Below are 20185 nucleotides of genomic sequence, written 5' to 3'. Positions count from 1 at the left end.
CGGTATTGGCACTCGCCGCGGTTTCCTCCTCCGAGCTTTGTACGACGCCCACCCTTGGTAAAAGTTCGTGGCAACATCGGCATGCCAGCACGGGTGGGCATCCTACAAACCTAAACTGTAAGAGTCATTTGCATCGTCAAATCCTATGACGGCTTCCGCCCCATGGCGGGCGCTCGGTTTGACGAAGGGCTGACCCCATAGCGGTCCGTCGATCCCGGTTGCCAGTGACCAGTTAGGAGTAGCCAGATCGCAAATCGCTACTACCGCTATGTGTCTGAAGCCGCCGTAGACCTGGCACCCTGGGGCTTTAGCGGCATAGCTTGCAATCAGTAGACAAGCATCACCTTTGTAACCCCGCCGCCACTCCCCCATGCAATTCACGCATAATCTTGGGCATGGAAACCAAATGGCTTGAAGACTTTGTATCGTTGGCCGAGACCCGTAGTTTCAGCCGTTCCGCCCAATTGCGCCATGTGACGCAGCCCGCGTTCTCGCGGCGCATCCAGTCGCTGGAGGCATGGGCGGGCACGGACCTGGTCGACCGCAGCAGTTACCCCACGCGCCTCACCCCGGCTGGTGAAACCTTGTACGACCAATCCATGGAGGTGCTTCAAGCTTTGCAGAGCACGCGTGCCATGCTGCGGGGCCATACGTCTGCCGCGCAGGACGTCATCGAATTCGCGGTGCCCCACACGTTGGCCTTCACGTTTTTCCCCGCTTGGGTCTCCAGCCTGCGCGAAACTTTTGGTCCTATCAAAAGTCGGTTGATTGCGCTCAACGTGCACGACGCCGTGCTGCGCATGGTGGAGGGCAGTTGCGATCTACTGATCGCTTATCACCACCCGTCGCAGCCGTTTCAGCTGGATGCGGACCGGTATGAAATGGTGAGCCTGGGTGAAGAGGTGGTGGCGCCCTATGTGAAGCCCGACGCCAGCGGCGCTCCGATGTTCCAGCTGCCCGGCCGTGTAGGTCATCCGTTGCCGTACTTGGGCTATGCGCCGGGCGCTTACCTGGGGCATATGGTGGAGCTGATTCTGAAGCAATCCAGCACCCCCATCCATTTCGACCGCGTGTACGAGACTGATATGGCCGAAGGCCTGAAGGCCATGGCGCTCGAAGGCCACGGCATTGCCTTTTTGCCGCACAGCGCTGTCAAAAAAGAGTTGCGCGGCAAACGCCTGGTGAGCGCCGCACCGCCCGAAGCCAAGGGTCTGGACATCACGATGGATGTGCGCGTCTACCGCGAGAAGCCGGTTCTGAAAGAGCCGCAACGCGGTGGCGGGCCTGCATCTCGCGGACCGGCTGCCGCTTCCAAGAACGCCGCGCAAGCCCTTTGGGACTACCTACTGACCCAGGCTGCGCGCAAGTAACTTCTATCGACCATCCTATGCAAGAAATTACCCTGACCCGACCCGATGACTGGCACCTGCACGTGCGCGATGGTGACGCCCTGCACACCGTGGTGCCGCACACTGCCGCGCAGTTTGGCCGCGCCATCATCATGCCCAACCTGAAGCCGCCGGTGACCACTGCGGCGCAGGCGCTGGCTTACAAGGCACGCATTCAGGCCGCCGTGCCAGACGGTGTGAAGTTCGAGCCGCTGATGACGCTGTACCTGACCGACAACCTGCCCGCCGACGAAATCCGCCGCGCCAAGGATGCCGGTGTCGTCGCGCTCAAGCTTTACCCCGCAGGTGCCACCACCAACAGCGACGCTGGCGTCACCGACTTGCGCAAGACCTACAAGACGCTCGAAGCCATGCAGCGTGAGGGCATCCTGCTGCTGGTGCATGGCGAGGTGACGTCTTCGGATATTGACTTGTTTGACCGCGAAGCTGTTTTCATTGAAACGCAGCTGATCCCGCTGCGCAAGGATTTCCCCGAACTGAAGATCGTGTTCGAACACATCACGACCAAAGAGGCTGCTCAGTATGTAGAGAGTGCAGATGCCTACACCGGCGCCACCATCACCGCCCACCACCTGCTGTACAACCGCAATGCCATCTTCACCGGTGGCATACGCCCGCACTACTACTGCCTGCCGGTGCTCAAGCGCGAGACCCATCGCGTGGCGCTGGTGCAAGCGGCCACAAGCGGATCGACAAAATTATTTCTGGGTACCGACAGCGCGCCGCACCCGGCCCACCTGAAGGAGCACGCCAGTGGCTGCGCAGGTTGCTACACCGCCTTCTCCGCGATGGAGTTGTATGCCCAGGCGTTTGAAGCCGCCGGCGCGTTGGACAAACTGGAAGGCTTTGCCAGTTTCCATGGCGCTGATTTCTATGGCCTGCCGCGCAATACCGACACAGTCACGCTGCGCCGCGAAGCCTGGACCGTGCCCGAGAGCTTTGCGTTTGGCGAGGCCCGCCTGAAACCGCTGTGCGCGGATGAAACCCTGCAGTGGCGCATGGTCTAGAGGCGGTTGACTGGGCGGCCCCCTGGCTCGCCCCCTGGCGCAGCGTCGGTGAGTCCACTGCGCAGTTGGTTTCAGCCGGCGTAAGCTGCGCCGCTGCCCTGAATGCCACAGCCAGCGCAGGCGCCAGAGCGGAGTTGCCCTGGGCAGGCGTTGAGTTTGTGCCGCAGTCTGCGTTGCCGGCGGGCGAGGCCTACGAGGCTTTCATCTTCCGCAGCCGCCAGGTCCCCACGCGTGACGGCCTGCATGACTTTTTCAACGGTCTGTGCTGGCTGCAGTTCCCGTTCACCAAGACCCGGCTCAACCAATTGCAGGCCGCGCAGATAGCCGCATCGGGCATACAGCCCGTGCGCGGCCCGGCCCGCGATGCGCTGACGATTTTTGACGAAAACGCGGCCTTCTTCCACGGCCCGGACGCGTTGTGGGACGCGCTGGCCTCCAAAGACTGGCACAGCCTGTTTGTGGAGCACCGCACGCTGTGGGCAGAGGCGCAGTTGGTCCTGTTTGGCCACGCGCTGCTGGAGAAGCTGGTTTCACCCCGAAAACCGATCACAGCCCACGTCTACCGTGCGCAAGCAGCTACCAAATCTATAGCGAGTCTGGACGCTTGGATGGCGCAGGACCTCAGTGCCGACAAGTTGGCCGCCAAGCCTTTCGCGCATCTGCCCGTGTTGGGCGTGCCGGGCTGGTGGCCAGGCAACGCCGACCCGGGCTTTTATGACGACCCGGCGGTATTCCGAGCCCCGCGCGCTACCTGACGCGGCGCTTCTCCCCATGGCATTTGGGCCCATTGGGGTGCGCTTTTGCTTGAATTGACGCAATTCGACCTTACCATTCACGCTCTCGCCCGCGTGTGACCGGGCTGACTCCTGAAAGAAACCATGAAACGTATTATTTTGTTTGTCCTGACCAATGTGCTGGTCGTCGCGGTACTGGGCATTGTTGCCAGCCTGTTGGGTGTCAACCGCTACCTGACCAGCAGTGGGCTCAACCTGGGCGCACTGCTGGGCTTTGCGCTGATCATGGGCTTTGGCGGCGCCATCATCTCGCTGCTGATCAGCAAGCCTATGGCCAAGTGGACCTCGGGCGTGCGCATCATCATCCAGCCGCAAAATGCGGACGAGGCCTGGATCGTCGAAACCGTGCGCCAGCTGTCCGAGAAGGCCGGGATCGGCATGCCCGATGTCGGTATCTTTGAAGGTGACCCCAATGCCTTTGCCACCGGCGCATTCAAAAACTCGGCTTTGGTGGCGGTGTCCACCGGCCTGCTGCAAGGCATGACCAGAGAAGAAATCGAGGCCGTCATTGGCCACGAAATCGCCCACGTGGCCAATGGCGACATGGTGACGATGACGCTGATCCAGGGTGTGATGAACACCTTTGTCGTGTTCTTGAGCCGTGTCATTGGCTACGCGGTTGACAGCTTCCTGCGCAGGGGTGATGACCGCTCCGGCCCAGGCATTGGCTACATGATCACAACCTTTGTCCTCGACATCGTGCTGGGGTTTGCAGCGCATATGGTCGTGGCCTGGTTCTCGCGCCACCGCGAATACCGTGCAGACGCTGGTTCTGCCCAGTTGTTGGGCCGCAAGCAGCCAATGATCAACGCGCTGGCCCGTCTGGGCGGAATGGCACCCGGCGAACTGCCCAAGAGCGTTGCAGCCTTTGGTATCACGGGTGGCATTGGGCAGTTGTTCTCGACCCACCCGCCGATTGAAGAGCGCATCGCTGCGCTGCAAAACGCCCAAGCCTGAGGCCCCACGGTCGCTCACTACGTGTAGCTCCTTACCCCTGAGAGGCCGTGTTCTACATTGGGGCGGCCTGGCGGTAAAACCTTGGCCGCTTGTTAACCTAGCGGCGCTGGCCCTGTTTCTCCGGTGCGTAAGACCAGATCGGCCAGCATTTCGCTGGACACATCCAGCCGCGCCGACAGCACGCGGGCGATATTGCGGTAAATGATGTGGGCGCTGTCGGGGTAGGCGTCCACGCGCTCACGGTCAAAGCGCATCGTGGCGCTGTCGCGTGTAGCGCGCACCGTGGCGCTGCGCAGATGGCTTCCTACCAGCGCCATCTCTCCAAAGCACTCACCGGCCGTTAGCTTGGCCAGCGTCACGACGCGGCCGCCACGGTTTTTCTCGACGACCACCTCGCCTGCAATCAGCACGTGGAATGAGCTGCCGATATCACCCTCGTTGAACACCACGTCGCCAGCCTTGTGCGGCATGTGCTCGGCCATGGCCAGCGTGCTGATCAGGCAATCCTGCGTCATGCCCTGGAAGACCTTGACCTTGTTGGCGATCTTTTGGACGATGGCCGCGTCCAGGTTCAGGCCGGTGGGCCGCACGATGATGTCGGCACGCACGTTCTCGGCAAAAATCTTGACGACGGCGGGGTCCACTTTCATGGCTGAAGATGGTACACCCTGGTTGTCGTAGCTGCGGAGCGGGAAGCGCAAATCCGCGCCGGGCCGCCCCAAGCGGATTTAGCCCCCTCGGGGGGCAGCGACCCGCAAAGCGGCGGAGCGTGGGGGCTAGCTACCCCAACAGGCTCCTCGCCACGGCTTCGGCCACCTTGATGCCATCCACCCCGGCCGACAGGATACCGCCGGCGTAGCTGGCCCCTTCGCCCGCCGGGTACAGGCCGCGCACATTGGTGCACTGCAGGTCGTCGCCACGCGGAATCTTCAGCGGAGACGAGGTGCGCGTCTCCACCCCGGTCAGCACCGCGTCGGCCATGTCAAAGCCCTTGATCTTGCGGCCAAAGGCGGGCAGGGCTTCGCGGATGGCGGCAATCGCGTAGTCGGGCAGGCTGGGGCCCAGGTCGCCCAGTAGTACACCGGGTTTGTAGGATGGGACCACGCTACCCAGCGCCGTGGAAGCACGCGCCGCAATGAAATCCCCTACCAGTTGCCCCGGGGCCTCGTAGCTGCTGCCGCCCAGTGTGTAAGCGCCCGATTCCAGGCGGCGCTGCAGGTTGATGCCGGCCAGCGGGTGCGTGGCGGCCGCGCTGCCAGGGGCGTGTTCTTTGGCCAAGGCTTCCGCTTGCGCCGCATAGCGGGCGCCGTCCACAGGCCCGAAGGCATGCACGAAGCTGGCTGTGTCGCCCGGAAAGTCCGCAGGCTCGATACCGACCACGATGCCGGCATTGGCGTTGCGCTCGTTGCGTGAATACTGGCTCATGCCGTTGGTGACCACGCGCTCGGGCTCCGACGTGGCGGCCACCACGGTGCCGCCAGGGCACATGCAAAAGCTGTAGACCGATCGGCCCTTGCCTTTTCCGCTGACGGCGTGGTGCACCAGCTTGTAGTCCGCCGCGCCCAGCATGGGGTGGCCGGCGTGGCGGCCCCAGCGCGCGCGGTCGATGACGCCCTGCGGATGTTCGATCCGAAACCCCACCGAGAACGGCTTGGCCTGCATGGCCACGCCGCGGTCGTGCAGCATCGCAAAGGTGTCGCGCGCGCTATGGCCCAGTGCAATGACGACATGCTCGGCCGGCAACTCGCTGACGCTGCCATCTTTGGCGTTTTGGACCGCTAGCCCTCGTACAGAGCGCGTAAGCTGCTCATCTTTTAATAGCACGTCAACGACGCGTTGTTCAAATCGCACCTCGCCACCCAGGGCGATGATCTGCTCGCGGATGCTCTCCACCACCTTGACCAGCTTGAAGGTGCCGATGTGTGGGTGCGCCTCGTACAAAATCTCGGCCGGCGCGCCGGCTTTGACGAATTCGTGCATCACCTTGCGGCCCAGAAAGCGCGGGTCCTTGATCTGGCTGTACAGCTTGCCGTCCGAAAACGTGCCGGCTCCGCCCTCGCCAAACTGCACATTGCTCTCGGCGTTCAGTGTCTTCTTGCGCCACAGGCCCCAGGTGTCCTTGGTCCGCTGGCGCACCGTTGTGCCACGCTCCAGCACGATGGGTTTGAAGCCCATCTGCGCCAGCACCAGCGCCGCAAACATGCCGCAGGGCCCAAAGCCCACGACGACGGGGCGCAGCGCCAGATCTGTCGGCGCATGGCCGACCGGGCGGTAGGCCATGTCGGGGGTCGGGCCGATATGGGGGTGCTTGTCGTGGCGCTGCAGCAGCGCGGTTTCTTGTGCGGCATCCACCAGCGTCAGATCCACGATGTAGACCACCAGCAGATCGGCCTTGCGGGCGTCAAAACTGCGCTTGAAAACCTCCAGGCTTGCAATCCCCGTGGCGGGGACGCCCAGTGCCTTGGCCGCCAGGTCCTGCAGGGCAGCAAGCGGATGCGCTACCGGTGCGCGGTCCTCATCGGTTTCGCTGGGCGCGTCGGCCGCGCGGCGCGCCTCGATGGGCAGGGCGGAGAGCGGGAGTTTGAGTTCGGTGATGCGGATCATGTTGGCAGGCTCGTGGTTATCAAGCAGGCGGCAATGATAAGCCCCCGGTGTACCGCTACAAACGGACGCGCCATAGGCGTGCAACTACATCCCATGCCTGCGCCTGCGAGGGGCGCGCGGATTTGATAACGTTTGCTATTGCGCCACGTGCGGACTTATTATCCAAGGACAACTTCGCAACTATTGCCGTCAGCTCACGCGCAAATGCAGCCTCACAGCCTACCCCCGATGGTTAACCCCGCGCCGCCAGCGGAGGCACCGGACCCCCTGGGTGTGTTTGGCGATGGGGCTTTTTCTACACTTTTTGCGCCAAATACGCGACCGCAGGTGCTGCTGGCGGGCTCACAGGGGCCGGTTGTTGCGGCCAATATGGCTTGGTTAGCGCTGAATGGCTGTAACTTCGAAGAAGTTGTAGGCCGCACGCTGCTGGAGCTGGGTTTATGGCAGGACGCTGCAGGCCGCTACCGCGCCAAGACGGTTCGTGCGAACGACAAAAATTGGGTACTGATGAGTGATGAGCCCGATGTGGTGTCTGGCGCGGGCTCAGCAGCGCAGTTGGGCTTGCAAACGCAGGCTGAGGACGCCAGTTTTATCCAGCGCATCACCAGCTTGGTGCCGGGAATCGTGTACGAGTTTCGACGTTGGTCCGACGGGCGCATGGGCTTTCGGTTTATCAGCGAGGCGGTTAAGCAACTCATGGGTGTGGATGCTGCAGCGGTCTACGCGGATTCGGCCAATTTTTCTGCCCGTGTGCATCCAGAAGACTGGAAGAAAATGTGGCGCGCCATCGCCAGTTCCGAGCGCACCATGACGCTGTGGCACAGCGAATACCGCGCCACCGGTGCAGACGGCGTGGAGCGTTGGCTGATGGGCAATGCCATGCCCCAAGCACAGCCCGATGGATCGACTTTGTGGTGTGGCACGTTGACGGATATCACTGCCCAAAGGGATGCGTTGGCGCGTTTGCAAGACAGTGAATCCCGTTTTCGCAGTCTGACCGAACTGAGTTCGGACTGGTATTGGGAGCAGGATGCCGAGTTTCGTTTTGTACACATCGGTGCTAACCCAGATACCTCCGTTAGTCTGATCGCCCCCAGTTACCTGGGCACGCGGCGCTGGGACCATGTGGTGGAGGGGGTGAGCGCGGAGCAATGGGCCGCACACCGCGCGGCACTGGAGGCCCACGAGGTATTCCGCGATTTTGAGATGTTGCGTCACCATGACGATGGTGTGATGCGTTGGTCATCCATCAGTGGTGCCCCCATTTTTGATGCAGACGGAGTTTTCAAGGGATACCGCGGTACCGGGCGTGACATTACGGCGCGTAAACAGGCGGAGGCAGACGTGGAACGCCTGGCTTTTTTTGACGTGCTGACTGGGCTACCCAACCGGCGGTTGCTATTGGATCGCCTCAACCGTGCGATAGCTTTCAGCGCCCGGGACCGCGGGCATGGCGCACTGTTGTTTATAGACCTGGACAATTTCAAAGTGTTGAATGACACCCGGGGGCATCACGCGGGTGACGTGTTGCTTCAACAAGTTGCGCAGCGCTTGTTGGCGTGTGTACGCGGCGTCGACACCGTGGCGCGCCTGGGTGGCGACGAATTTGTGGTGCTGCTCGAAGAACTCAGCGACACCGAGACGGTCGCAGCGACCCAGTGCGATCTGATTGGCCAGAAGATTCTGCGCGCGCTCAATGCACCCTACCAAATCGAAGGCCAAGAGAACCACAGTTCCCCGAGTATTGGAGCCACCCTGTTTTTTGACAAGCTGCAAAGCGTGGACGATTTATTGCAGCGCGCGGATCTGGCCATGTACCAAGCCAAAGCGGCAGGACGCAACACCCTGCGCTTTTTTGATCCGGCCATGCAGGTTGTGGCCTCGGCGCGGGCATCCCTGGAAGTGGACCTGCACCTGGCGCTGCAGCGCGGGGAGTTCTTTCTCCACTACCAACCAGTGGTTGACGAAAACGGCGCAATAACCGGGGTGGAGGCACTTTTGCGGTGGCAGCACCCCACGCGGGGCATCGTCATGCCGGGCGAGTTCATTCCTGTTGCAGAGCAGTCCAGCTTGATCCTGGGTATGGGCCAATGGGTGTTGGAAGCCGCCTGCGCGCAGTTGGTGCAGTGGGGCGCTTCGCCAAAAACACAGGGCTTGAGCATTGCCGTAAACGTCAGCGCCCGCCAATTCCGACAAGCCGATTTCTCCGATCAAATCCTGGTTTCATTGCGCAGCAGTGGGGCCAACCCGAGTCGACTCAAACTGGAGTTGACCGAGAGCCTGTTGCTCAGTGATGTTGAAGACGCCATTGCAAAAATGGCAGAGGTGCGTGCTGTAGGTGTATGTTTTTCGCTGGACGATTTTGGAACCGGCTATTCCAGCCTGGCTTACCTGAAGCGTCTGCCATTGGATCAACTCAAAATCGATCGATCATTTGTGACGGATGTGCTGAATAATCCCAACGATGCTGCCATCGCCCGCACGATTTTGAATTTGGCGCACAGCATGGACCTCAGTGTCGTGGCCGAAGGTGTCGAAACCGCCGGCCAGCGGGACTTTTTACTGGCCAGCGGCTGCCGGGCGTTCCAGGGCTACTTCTTTGGCCGCCCGCAACCGCTGCAATTATTGGATCTGTCGACCCCCCGAATTGATACGCCACCCACGGCCGCACACGCGCGCCCCGCTGCACGTGCTTAAGCGGGCAAGAAGCCTTCAATCGACAGATACCGCTCCCCAGTGTCGTAGTTGAAGCCCAGCACGGTAGATCCCGCTGGCAGATCCGGCAGTTTCTGCGCAATGGCGGCCAGCGTTGCGCCGCTGGAGATGCCGACCAGAATGCCTTCTTCGGCCGCGCTGCGGCGGGCGTATTCGCGGGCGGGTTCGGCGTCGACCTGGATCACGCCGTCCAGCAATTCAGTCTTCAGATTGTTCGGGATAAAGCCGGCGCCAATGCCCTGGATGGGGTGGGGCGAGGGCGCGCCGCCGGAGATGACGGGTGATGCGCTGGGTTCTACCGCAAACACCTTCAGGTTGGGAAACTTCGCCTTCAATACCTTGGCCACGCCGCTGATGTGGCCGCCGGTGCCGACGCCGGTGATCAGGGCATCAATCCCGTCGGGAAAGTCGGTCAAAATTTCCTGCGCTGTCGTGCGTTCATGCACGTCGATGTTGGCGGGGTTATCAAACTGCTGCGGAATCCAGGCGTTGGGGGTGGCAGCCGCCAGCTCCTGCGCGCGGGCGATAGCGCCCTTCATGCCCTTCTCGCGCGGGGTCAGGTCAAACGTCGCGCCATAGGCCAGCATCAGGCGGCGGCGCTCAATCGACATGCTGTCGGGCATCACCAAAATCAGCTTGTACCCCTTGACTGCGGCGACCATGGCAAGGCCCACGCCGGTGTTGCCGGATGTGGGCTCGATGATGGTGGAGCCGGGTTTCAGGGCGCCACTCTTCTCGGCCGCCTCGACCATTGCCAGCGCGATGCGGTCTTTGATGGAGCCACCGGGGTTGCTGCGCTCGGATTTGATCCACACGTTGTGCGTATTGCCAAACAGGCGGTTGATGCGCACGTGGGGTGTGTTGCCAATGGACTGCAGGATGTTGTCGGCTTTCATGGGGCGGGCTCCAGGGTTTTTTCCGTCAATGGGAGTAGGAAGCGCAATTGTGAACCTGTTGTTCTATCCACTTCGGCATATCCATATCACCAGCGGCGATAATCACGCCGTGAAGCCCGCCAGACCACCGCTGGTGCAATCTGGGAAACCAGGCACTGGAGGAACGTCCGGACTGCATAGGGCAGCGTAGCAGTTAACCACTGTCCACTGACAAGCCCGGCACGCAAGTGTTGGGCCCTAAGGTGAGGATTAGAGCAACAGAGACGAGTCGATGGGAGCGCAAGCCTCCATCGGGTGAAACGGGCAATCTCTACGCGCAGCAATACCAAGTAGGCCAACGCAAAGCGAGGCGGTTCGCCGCAGCGCCATGACCGGGGCCCCCGGAGTTGGCGGGTAGGTAGCACCGAGCCGCTGGGTGACCAGCGGCCCAGAGTAATGGTGGTCACGCGGGGGGAAACTTCCGTGCACAGAATCCGGCTTATCGGTGGGCTTCACACTTTTTTTGATGTATGGTTAGGCTTAAGTTCCCACCCAAGGAGGAGGCAGCATGCGACCCATACTCGATTTGTTGAAAAAGCGCGCACCCGTCAACTGGAGCCTGAGCCCGCAGGACACGGTGTTCGACGCGCTGCAGACCCTTGCCAACCACAACGTCGGCGCGCTGATGGTGCTGGACAACGGCAAGCTGGTGGGCGTGTTCTCCGAGCGCGATTACACCCGCAAGATCGCGCTGGCCGGCAAGTCATCCAAAGACACCAAGGTGCAGGACATCATGACGTCCAATGTGATTTCGGTGGCCCCCACCGTGCGCACCCGGGATTGCCTGGCCCTGATGAGCCAGAAGAAGATCCGCCACCTGCCAATCGTTGATGGCGACAATGTGCTGGGTATGATCTCGGTGCGCGACATCATGGACGACATCATTGCGGACCATGAAATGACCATCAACCAGCTACAGCACTACATTTCAAGCTGAGTAAACAATGGGAGCTGCACGGCTGTGATGCAGATCCCTCCATCTTCTTTTTTTTATGAACCCCATGCATTTCCTGGCGCGTCCCCGCGCCCGTGCGGCGACGAACGCCATAGTCGTACTGGTCCTTTCCATTGCGGCCCACCCTTTTGCACAGGCGCATGAGTACTCGGCTGCCATCAAGGCCAAGAAATATACCGAGGTCGAGCAGGCCGCTAATGCCAAACTGGCAGCCGACCCTAACAATGCCGATGCCTTGATCGCCCGCGTGGACCTGATAACGACGCAGGGCCAGGAAGCGCGGCTGGACGAGGCCGTCAAGCTGGCCGAGCAATGCATTGCGGCCCACCCGCAAAAATCCGAATGCCACGAAGCCCTGGGCAATGCGCTGGGCACCAAGGCCATGATGGGCGGCATCATGTCGGCCATGGGCTACGCCGGCACCATCCGCGATTCCTTCAAGAAAGCCGTGGAGCTGGACCCCAAGAATCTTGACGCCCGCTTTGCACTGCTGACCTACTACCAGCAGGCCCCCGGCATTGTTGGCGGCGGCAGCGGCAAGGCAAAGGATCTAGCGGCCGATACAGCCAAGGTCAACCCCGAGGCTGGCAAGCTGATGCAGGCCGCAATCGCGCTGGCCGACGAGGATTTTGCGAAAGCCGAAGCGGCGGCGCTGTCGGCCAACTCCAAGGGCGCGGACGTGCTGGTGGAAACCCAGCGCGGCACGCTGGTCACCATTGGCACGCAGTATGTCCGCAGCAAACAGTACCCTGAGGCGCAGCGCATCTTTGCTGACGTTGAGAAGCGCTACCCCGACAGCAACTGGGGTGCGTATGGTCTTGCGCGTGTGTTGCAGGAGCAGGGCAAGCACCAGGATGCCTTGCCGGTGTTTGAACGGGCCTTGTCTGTGGAAGCGGCGGCCCACATCCACTACCGGCTGGGTCAGAGCCTGCAGGCCGTCAGTGACAAGGGCCGCGCCATTGCCGCCTACGAGAAGGCACTGGCTTTTAAACCCGCGTTAAACAAAAAGCAGCGCTCGGATGCCCAGGATCAGTTGAAAACGCTGAAGGGCTAGGAACTGATCAGTTCTAGAATTTCTCTCCCGCCGCCAGATAACGCCACTGCCCCACCGGCAGATCGGCCAGCGCCACGCGGCCCAGGCGGATGCGGCGCATATCAATAATCTCCAGCTTGGCACGCTCGCACAGATAGGCGATCAGGCCACGGTGCGCGCCTTTGATGGCAAAACGCAGCTTGCTGCGCTCGGGCGTGTTGCTGTTGATGCTGACCTTGGCATGTGGCAGGTTTTCGTCTGAATCCAGCGTACGGTTCAGCAGGTGCAGGGCTTGGGGTGTGACTTCTCCCTGCACGTCGACTATCACCTCATGCTCCATGGAGCCCATGTCTTCCGCCAGCTTGCGCTCCACCCGCCAGTCTTGTGTGAACACGATGAGCCCGCTGGCCGCGTTCTCCAGCGGCACAGCTGCAGTCAATGATTTGAAATGCCGCTGCAGCATGCGAATGCCCGACGGGTCCTTGGCCATGTGCTTGGCAGCCACAAGCAGCGTGCGGGCATCGTCGAAGTGCGCACGACGGGCGTTGCGGTTCAGCTTGGCGAGTGATTCTTCGGTGCCGTCTATCCAGTCCGCCGGCTTGTGCATCACGATGGTGATGCTGTTGAGTTCCAGCAGGCTTGCGTTGGGATCAATAGTGATGGTCTGGTTCTGGATGCGGAACTGGGGTTCCTCCACGACCTGGCCGTTGACGCTGACCCAGCCGCCTTCAATGTATTGCTCGGCCTCGCTGCGCGAGCAGGGCACCATGGTTGCCACGCGCTTGGCCAGGCGGTCGCCCGTGTCTGCTTGTTGCCGGACTTGGGGTTCGGCAGGCTGCAGTGGCGCTGGCGGCTTGGTGCGCAGCGCGGTGACGGGGCGTTGGCGCGGTTTTGCGTTGGGGCGCTTGTCTGGATTGGGCACATTGATTTCTGTACGGACGGCCGGGTTGTGTTGTGGCCGTGCCGTCCGTGGCGCAGGGGCGGGTCGCGCCGCTGCGGGCAGTTGGGTTGCAAGGTGCTCGGAGCCCGTCTCTGCTGCTGGCCTTACCACGACCGGGAACTGGGTGGTATCCAGCATGGGTTTGGCTGCATGCGGGATGGCGGCTGCTTTGCCTGGGCGCAATGCCGGGCGTGGTTTGGCAGCGGCCGTTTTTGCGGGTTTGGCGCTCAGCCGCAGCGTGCTGGGCGGGGTGGTGGGTTTGGTCATGGCGTAGCGGCCTCTTTGGTATTGTTGTTGTTCAAACTTTGGATATGTTCCACATGGGCCAGCAGCGAACGCTTGGCGACCGGCCACACCCGTGAATCAACGTCGTCATAGGCCAGCGGCAGCCAGTCGTCCAATGTGCCGTCTGGGTGCGCGGCCATCACGGCGGCGATCTTGGCCTCGCGCTTGAGGCGGTGGGCCTTAAGGTGCGTGATGACGCCACTGGCCGCTGCTGCAGAGCCGCCCATCACATGGCCGTGGGCCGGCAGGATGAACTGCACGTCATGCTGCGCGCAGGCCGCCAGCAGCGTGTCCAGCGACTGCAGGTAGTCACCCATATGGCCGTCCGGCGGGTCAATGACGGTCGTGCTGCCGTTCAGGATGTGGTCGCCCGAAAACAGCAGGCCATCTTCAACCAGCAGCAGGCAGACATGGTTGGCGGCGTGGCCGGGGGTGTAAAGCACCTCAAGCGTATGCCTAGAAGCTGAATCGGCCGCTAGCCCTCGTGGAATAAGCGTAAGCAGCTCATTATTTTGTAGCACCCTGTCGGGCGTGAACGCGCTGGCGGCACGGGCAGTCGGGGCCGAAGCAAGGCCCAGGATCGGCGGCGTGGTGGTGCACAGCGCCTGCAGCGGCTTGGCGCCTGGCGAATGGTCGGCGTGCGAATGGGTGCAGACGATCATGCGGATGTTGCCGCCACTGCCGTCGGGGTACACGGCAGCGTGCCACAGCCGCTGCACGTGGTTGGCATCCGCCGGGCCAGGATCGATGACGATGAAGCCGGTGTTGGCATCCCCCACCAGGTAGCTGTTGGTGCCAGGGCCGGTCATGAAGCCGGGGTTGGGCGCGGTCAGGCGCTGCACATTGCGCGTCAGCGGTACGGGCCGCTCGGCCTGCCAGTCCAGCGCGTGGTGCGGCTCGGTGCCGGTGGGGCTGACCAATGCCAGCTCGCCGAATGCCATGTCGTGCTGCAGAAACAGCGTGGCAATGCCGCCTCGCAGGCCGGTGCGCTGGGCCGGGCTGGTAGGGGGTTCTGTGCCGGGGACGGCGGGTGGGGGGGGATGCAGTCGCTGCTGGGGTCGTACCATGCAGGCATTTTGCAACAGCGGTCAGAGCCACGCCACGCTGGCCTGATAATCCACCCCCATGCGCATTCCATTCACCAAAATGCAAGGGGCTGGCAACGACTTCGTCGTGCTGGACGAGACCCGTGGCCGCCTGGGGTTGACACCCGCCCACTACCGCTTCCTGGGCGACCGCCACTTTGGCGTGGGCGCCGACCAGATCCTGACCGTGCGGCCGTCGCCGGCGCCAGGCATCGATTTCGAATACCTGATCCACAACGCCGATGGAGCGGAGGTCGAGCAGTGCGGCAATGGTGCGCGCTGCTTTGCCCGCTTTGTGCATGACCGCGGGCTGACCGACAAGGACGTGATCCGCGTGCAAACGATGAAGGGCGTCATCGAGCCGCGCCTGACCGCCGATGGCCGCGTCACCGTTGACATGGGCGCACCGGTGTTTGACCTGGCGCAGATCCCGTTTCATGCCGACAACCTTGCATTCCACGCCCAAGGCAACTGGGGTAATTGGCCGCTAGCCCTCGTGGGTACTCCACAAGAGGCTACTGTTTTTGTAGCGCCTGTGTCCATGGGCAACCCCCATGCTGTGCTGCTGGTGGACGATGTGGACACCGCAGCGGTCGGCACCATAGGCCCGCAGGTGCAGGCCAGCCCGCATTTCCCCCAAGGCGTCAATGTCGGCTTTTTGCAGGTGCAGGACCGCAGCCACGTTCGCCTGCGTGTGTACGAGCGCGGCGTCGGCGAGACGCTGGCCTGCGGCACGGGCGCTTGCGCGGCCGTCGTGGCCGGCATACGCATGGGCTTGCTGGATGCGGGCGCGCCGGTGGAGGTGCAAACCCGCGGTGGCTTGCTCAGCATCGCGTGGGCCGGCGATACTGCGCCGGTGCTGATGACCGGCCCGGCCACCGCAGTTTTCCAGGCAGAAATCGAGATCCCCGACACCCTATGACCTTCCACCGCAACGACGCCATGAACAACCCCATCACCGAAGACGACATCGCCCACTACCTGAGCAATACGCCGGACTTCTTTGTGCGCCATGCCGAGTTGCTGGCTGCCGTGCAGTTCACCAGCCCGCACAGCAACCGCACAGTGGGCTTGCAGGAGCGCCAGGCCGAGATGCTGCGCGAGAAGATCAAGGCGTTGGAACACCGCATCATGGAGATGATCCGCCACGGCAGCGAAAACGTCATGCTGTCAGACAAGGTTTTGCGCTGGGCGCGCAGCCTGCTGACCGCCACCGACCTGCAAGCTTTGCCCGCTGCGATCGAGCACGACATCCAGACCCAGTTTTCGGTGCCACAAGTGGGCATGCGGCTGTGGGGCGTGGCGCCGGAGTACGCCGGCTTGACGGTGGCGCAAGAGGTCAGCGATGACGCCCGCGTGTTTGCCTCGTCGCTGATGGAACCCTTTTGCGGTCTGAACACCGGTTTTGAAGCCGTGAGCTGGTTGCAAGAGCCTGGCACCGTCAGCTCGCTGGCGCTGATCCCGCTGCGCGGCGGCACTTCGGCCGATGGCTCCAACCCTGCCTTTGGCATGCTGGTGCTGGCATCGCCCGACGCCCACCGCTTCCACAGCGGCATGGGCACCGACTTTTTGGCCCGCCTGGGCGAGCTAGCCAGCGCTGCGCTCTCAAGGCTGAAGTAAATCGTGGCGGAGGACAGCGCACTGGTCGAGAAGTATCTCGAGTACGTGCGCGTCGAGAAGCGCCTGGCGGCCCGTACGGTCGAGCTGTACGCGCTGGATTTGCTGAAGCTCAAGGACAACGCCGCCAAGATTCCGGTACCGCTGATCGAGGTACGCAACGCCCACATCCGCCGCTGGGTCGCGCAGATGCACGGTGGTGGGCGCAGCGGGCGCGGCATTGCGCTGATCATGTCCGGCTGGCGCGGCTTCTATGCCTGGCTGGGCCGGGAGGGGCTGGTCGCAAGCAACCCGGTGCAGGACGTGCGTGCCCCGAAATCCCCCAAGCCGTTGCCCAAGGCGCTGGGTGTGGACGAGGCGATGCAGCTGGCGGACTTCAAAAATGATAGCGGCTTACGCGCGCCAGACGGGGGCTACAGCCCTTTTTCTTCTAGAGAATCCGCGCCCGGCACCACGGCAGAGGCACAGTTCCTGGAGCTGCGCGACGCGGCCATCGTGGAGCTGCTGTACTCCAGTGGCTTGCGCGTGGGTGAGCTGATCGGCCTGGACGCCCAGGCCAGCCCGAAGGGCCATGCCGAGGGCCGGGGCTGGATCGATACGGACGCCGCCCAGGCCCATGTCTGCGGCAAGGGCAGCAAGTGGCGCGCGGTGCCGGTGGGGCGCCACGCCTTGGCCGCGCTACAGGCCTGGCTGCAGGCGCGCGCTGCGCTGGTCGCGGGCCTTTCGGCGTCGGTCACACCCAGTGCGGCACTGTTTGTAGGGCGCAACGGTACGCGCCTCACGGCCCAGTCGGTGTGGCAGCGCCTGCGCAGCCGCAGCCTGCAGGCCGGGCTGGCCACGCCGGTGCACCCGCACATGCTGCGCCATTCGTTCGCCAGCCATGTGCTGCAGTCCAGCGGGGATTTGCGTGCCGTGCAGGAACTGCTGGGCCATGCCAATATCACCACCACGCAGGTCTACACGCGGCTGGATTTCCAGCACTTGGCCAAGGCGTATGACGCGGCCCACCCGCGCGCCAAGCTCAAGGGCAACCAAGAGAATTGACGGTCTGCAAAAACGTATCGGTCTAACCGAAGTTGCAAGCCGACCGTCGGCGGGCAGGCGGACGACGGCAACAGCCCGCACCTGTTCGTTTGCCAGTGCCTTCAGGCGCCGCGCTGATCTCTCCCATGATGTCGGTCACGCGGCGTATGCTGGTGACCACCTCGGCCATGGTTAGCCGGCCTTGTCGACCAGTACCGTGCGGTTGCGTTCCAGTCGAATCCTTTGTGAGTAGATGTAATTTCTTATATTGCGCGTACAGCGTTATCACTGCGGGGCTGATTGCATAGCGGGCCAATGGCAGTGTTGCCTAAAGCATCCCACCCGGAGCGTTATATGAGCAGAAATACGGGTGCTGTGTAAGCCGAGCCCTCTTGGACGGGGTTTTCGTGCGTTCACCTGAACACTACACTGCGAAACATTTTTGGCACTCGCCACGGCTGTCTTCCTAAACTTGGTTGTCAACATGAAGCTTCCACCGTTCAATTTGGCATTGATACTTGCCAGCGCGTTGTTGACCGCCTGCGGCGGCGGCGCGGGGACCACTGCGGTACCCGCGCCCGCCAGCCAGAGCGCACCGGTCCCTACCGCACCGTTGCCTGCTCCTTCACCACCGCTTGACACAACGGTGCCGTCACCTGTTCCGGCACCTTTACCACCATCTCTGCCGCCGCCGGATACCGCGCCGCTTGACAACGTACCCCCTGAGACCGTACCACCATTGGCCGTGCCACCGTCTACGACCCCGCCCCCGACGTCAACACTGCCACCGCCACCGGTCACGCCACCCGTCAACACCGTGCCCGGCACCAATGCCATCACGGACGTGCGTTTCGAAAACACGCTGGCTCAGGAACAGACAGTTGTACCCGTCACCTTCGGCCAGGTATTTGCGGCAGGCAATCTGGGCGCGGGATACACCGTCACTGGCAAGCTTGGCGACGGCACGTTGGTGCCGTTGCAGGTTGACGTCAAGGCACTTCACGCGGACGGTTCGGTGCGCCATGCGATCCTGTCAGCCAAGCTGGCTAAGCTGGCTGTCGGCCAGAGCCATCTGATGCGGCTGGAAAAGGTCAGCAGCAGCGGCGCCGCGACAGGGCTGATCACCCCCGCCGCCCTGCTTGGCGCGGGCTTTACGGCCGCCGTGCATGCCGACCTTAACGGCACCCGTTACAGCGCATCGGCCGACGCACTGCTGCGCAGCGGACAGTACAAGACCTGGCTGTCCGGTCCTATCGTCAACGAATGGTTGGTGACGGCACCTTTAACGACCGCCGCGGGCATCCCCCACCCCCACCTGACCGCCCGTTTCGCCATCCGCGCCGTGACCGGTACCCAGCGGGCCCGTGTGGACGTGACGATCGAAAACGCATGGGCCTTTGAGCCCAACCCGCAAAACTTCTTGTACGACGCGCAGGTCTTGGTGGGCGGCCAGAGCGTCTATTCCAAGCCAGGGCTCAATCACCTGAACCATGCTCGCTGGCGCAAGGTGTTCTGGTGGGGCGGCGAGCCTGGTGTGCATATCAAGCACAACACTGGCTACCTGATTGCGTCGCGGGCCTTGTCTAATTTCGACCAGAGCGTTACTTTTTCCAATACCCAGCTGGCCGCGTGGAGTGCCAAATGGACGGGCCCCAAGACCGAGCCGATGGGTGTGGGGCTGGCACAGCCCTACATGCCAACCACGGGCGGGCGCGACGACATTGGGCTCTTGCCTGGCTGGGCGGCCACTTACCTGTTGAGCATGGACAAACGCGCCAAGGACGTGACCTTGGGCACGGCCGACCTGTCGGGCAGCTGGTCTTCGCACTACCGTGACCGCAATACCGATCGCCCGGTCAGCGTGGTGGATTTTCCCTACATGACCATCTTGGGCCGCAGCACGGACACGGTCAACCCGGCGACCCGAAAGTCGGAGGCCTTCCCGGTATGCGCGGGAGCCGGGTTGTGCAATTCGCCCAACAGCCATGACACCTCGCACCAGGCCGCCTTTGCCTACCTGCCGTACCTGGTCACTGGCGATTACTACTACCTGGAGGAACTGCAGTTTTGGGCCATGTGGAATACTTTTTCCAGTAATCCAGGCTACCGCCTATATGCCAAGGGGCTGCTCAAATCAGACCAAGTGCGGGGCCAGGCCTGGAGCATCCGCACCCTGGCAGAGGCTGCATACATTTCGCCGGATGCCGATCCCCTTAAAAGGCAATTCGAAGGCTTCCTGGATGCCAACCTGGACTGGTACAACACGAATTACACGAATGCGTCGGACAATGTTTTTGGGATACTCTCCCACGGCTACGCTATCGTCTACGACAACGGAACCGGCGTTGCCCCCTGGATGGATGACTTCTTCACATCGGCCATTGGCCATGCGGCAGAACTTGGTTACGCCAAAGCCGTTCCTCTGTTGAAATGGAAATCCAAGTTCCCCATTTCCCGCATGATCGATCCAGAATTCTGTTGGATCAAGGGCTCCCTTTACGCGCTCAAAGTTCGGGACAGCCAAACTTCGCCGTTGTATACCAGCATCGGTCAAGCCTATAGGGCAAGCGTGACGCCCGACTTTGCTGCCCTGGCCTGCAACAGCCCCGCCATGGCCGCGTCGCTGCAATTGAAGGTAGGTGAAATGACCGGCTATTCGTACTCGACAACCGGCTTCCCGTCGAATATGCAACCGGCTCTTGCCTATGCTGCCGACGCGGGCGGTGCCGCTGGGGCCCAAGCATGGTCTGTCTTCATGGCGCGCACCGTCAAGCCCGATTACGGCCTGGGACCGCAGTTCGCCATCGTTCCAAGGTAGACCCGCGG

The 20185-nt window shown here is 62.3% G+C and carries 15 protein-coding genes, 1 other RNA gene and 1 pseudogene; 12 read left to right on the top strand and 5 right to left on the bottom strand.

The annotated features are described in order from the left end of the window. Window positions 1–395 precede the first annotated feature (395 nt). The 4 genes from AC097P_RS22455 to htpX all read left to right on the top strand — a co-directional run bounded on the left by AC097P_RS22455 (window position 396) and on the right by htpX (window position 4167). Window positions 396–1370, top strand: a complete 975-nt coding sequence (locus tag AC097P_RS22455) for a LysR family transcriptional regulator (RefSeq protein WP_479612661.1) — start codon at window positions 396–398, stop codon at window positions 1368–1370. 17 nt (window positions 1371–1387) lie between these two features. Next, window positions 1388–2416, top strand: a complete 1029-nt coding sequence (pyrC, locus tag AC097P_RS22450) for a dihydroorotase (RefSeq protein WP_479612660.1) — start codon at window positions 1388–1390, stop codon at window positions 2414–2416. Further along, complete coding sequence (locus AC097P_RS22445; RefSeq protein ID WP_479612659.1) at window positions 2401–3171, top strand: DUF3025 domain-containing protein; 771 nt, start codon at window positions 2401–2403, stop codon at window positions 3169–3171. Before pyrC ends, AC097P_RS22445 begins: the two co-directional genes overlap by 16 nt. A gap of 123 nt (window positions 3172–3294) precedes the next feature. Further along, entirely contained in the window at window positions 3295–4167 is an 873-nt protein-coding gene (gene htpX, locus AC097P_RS22440; RefSeq protein WP_479612658.1) for a protease HtpX, read from the top strand. A 92-nt stretch (window positions 4168–4259) separates the two neighbouring features. Here the strand turns inward: htpX and AC097P_RS22435 are convergent, their stop codons facing one another. Both AC097P_RS22435 and AC097P_RS22430 read right to left on the bottom strand, forming a co-directional pair. Beyond that, a complete protein-coding gene (locus AC097P_RS22435) occupies window positions 4260–4817 on the bottom strand; it encodes a Crp/Fnr family transcriptional regulator (protein WP_479612657.1) in 558 nt (185 codons plus the stop codon). Window positions 4818–4947: 130 nt separating this feature from the next. Next, window positions 4948–6771 (bottom strand): NAD(P)/FAD-dependent oxidoreductase, encoded by a 1824-nt coding sequence (locus AC097P_RS22430; protein WP_479612656.1) that lies wholly within the window; start codon window positions 6769–6771, stop codon window positions 4948–4950. Window positions 6772–6999: 228 nt separating this feature from the next. Here AC097P_RS22430 and AC097P_RS22425 point away from each other — a divergent pair, with 228 nt between their 5' ends. Beyond that, entirely contained in the window at window positions 7000–9468 is a 2469-nt protein-coding gene (locus tag AC097P_RS22425; protein ID WP_479612655.1) for a putative bifunctional diguanylate cyclase/phosphodiesterase, read from the top strand. Here AC097P_RS22425 and cysK read toward each other — a convergent pair. Beyond that, window positions 9465–10382: a cysteine synthase A gene (gene cysK / locus AC097P_RS22420; RefSeq protein WP_479612654.1), complete on the bottom strand. Its 918-nt coding sequence runs from the start codon at window positions 10380–10382 to the stop codon at window positions 9465–9467. The two genes, AC097P_RS22425 and cysK, sit on opposite strands and share 4 nt — an antisense overlap. A gap of 111 nt (window positions 10383–10493) precedes the next feature. Between cysK and rnpB the strand changes: the two genes are divergently transcribed. The 3 genes from rnpB (at window position 10494) to AC097P_RS22405 (ending at window position 12430) form a co-directional block, all read left to right on the top strand. Next, window positions 10494–10879, top strand: an RNA gene (gene rnpB, locus AC097P_RS22415) — RNase P RNA component class A. Between the two features lie 50 nt (window positions 10880–10929). Beyond that, window positions 10930–11358, top strand: a complete 429-nt coding sequence (locus AC097P_RS22410) for a CBS domain-containing protein (protein ID WP_479612653.1) — start codon at window positions 10930–10932, stop codon at window positions 11356–11358. A 55-nt stretch (window positions 11359–11413) separates the two neighbouring features. Further along, entirely contained in the window at window positions 11414–12430 is a 1017-nt protein-coding gene (locus AC097P_RS22405) for a tetratricopeptide repeat protein (protein WP_479612652.1), read from the top strand. Window positions 12431–12443: 13 nt separating this feature from the next. On the opposite strand, the gene AC097P_RS22400 is transcribed toward AC097P_RS22405, so the two are convergent. After that, entirely contained in the window at window positions 12444–13616 is a 1173-nt protein-coding gene (locus AC097P_RS22400; protein ID WP_479612651.1) for an RNA pseudouridine synthase, read from the bottom strand. Beyond that, window positions 13613–14662 (bottom strand): annotated as a pseudogene (locus AC097P_RS22395) (MBL fold metallo-hydrolase); the annotation flags it as partial. The gene AC097P_RS22400 and the pseudogene AC097P_RS22395, both read right to left, overlap by 4 nt. Window positions 14663–14759: 97 nt before the next feature. Between AC097P_RS22395 and dapF the strand changes: the two are divergent. The 4 genes from dapF (at window position 14760) to AC097P_RS22375 (ending at window position 20177) form a co-directional block, all read left to right on the top strand. Further along, window positions 14760–15641, top strand: coding sequence for a diaminopimelate epimerase (gene dapF / locus AC097P_RS22390; RefSeq protein WP_479612650.1), 882 nt, complete (start codon window positions 14760–14762; stop codon window positions 15639–15641). Next, the gene (locus AC097P_RS22385; RefSeq protein ID WP_479612649.1) at window positions 15638–16339 is read left to right on the top strand and encodes a DUF484 family protein; all 702 of its coding nucleotides are present in this window, start codon (window positions 15638–15640) and stop codon (window positions 16337–16339) included. Before dapF ends, AC097P_RS22385 begins: the two co-directional genes overlap by 4 nt. Before the next feature lie 3 nt (window positions 16340–16342). Then, window positions 16343–17380, top strand: a complete 1038-nt coding sequence (locus AC097P_RS22380) for a tyrosine-type recombinase/integrase (RefSeq protein ID WP_479612648.1) — start codon at window positions 16343–16345, stop codon at window positions 17378–17380. A 463-nt stretch (window positions 17381–17843) separates the two neighbouring features. After that, window positions 17844–20177: a hypothetical protein gene (locus AC097P_RS22375; protein WP_479612647.1), complete on the top strand. Its 2334-nt coding sequence runs from the start codon at window positions 17844–17846 to the stop codon at window positions 20175–20177. The last annotated feature ends 8 nt before the right edge of the window (window positions 20178–20185 follow it).

Source organism: Rhodoferax sp. ZS1R8, from assembly GCF_056521325.1.
This window is presented reverse-complemented; position numbering and strand designations above follow the sequence as displayed.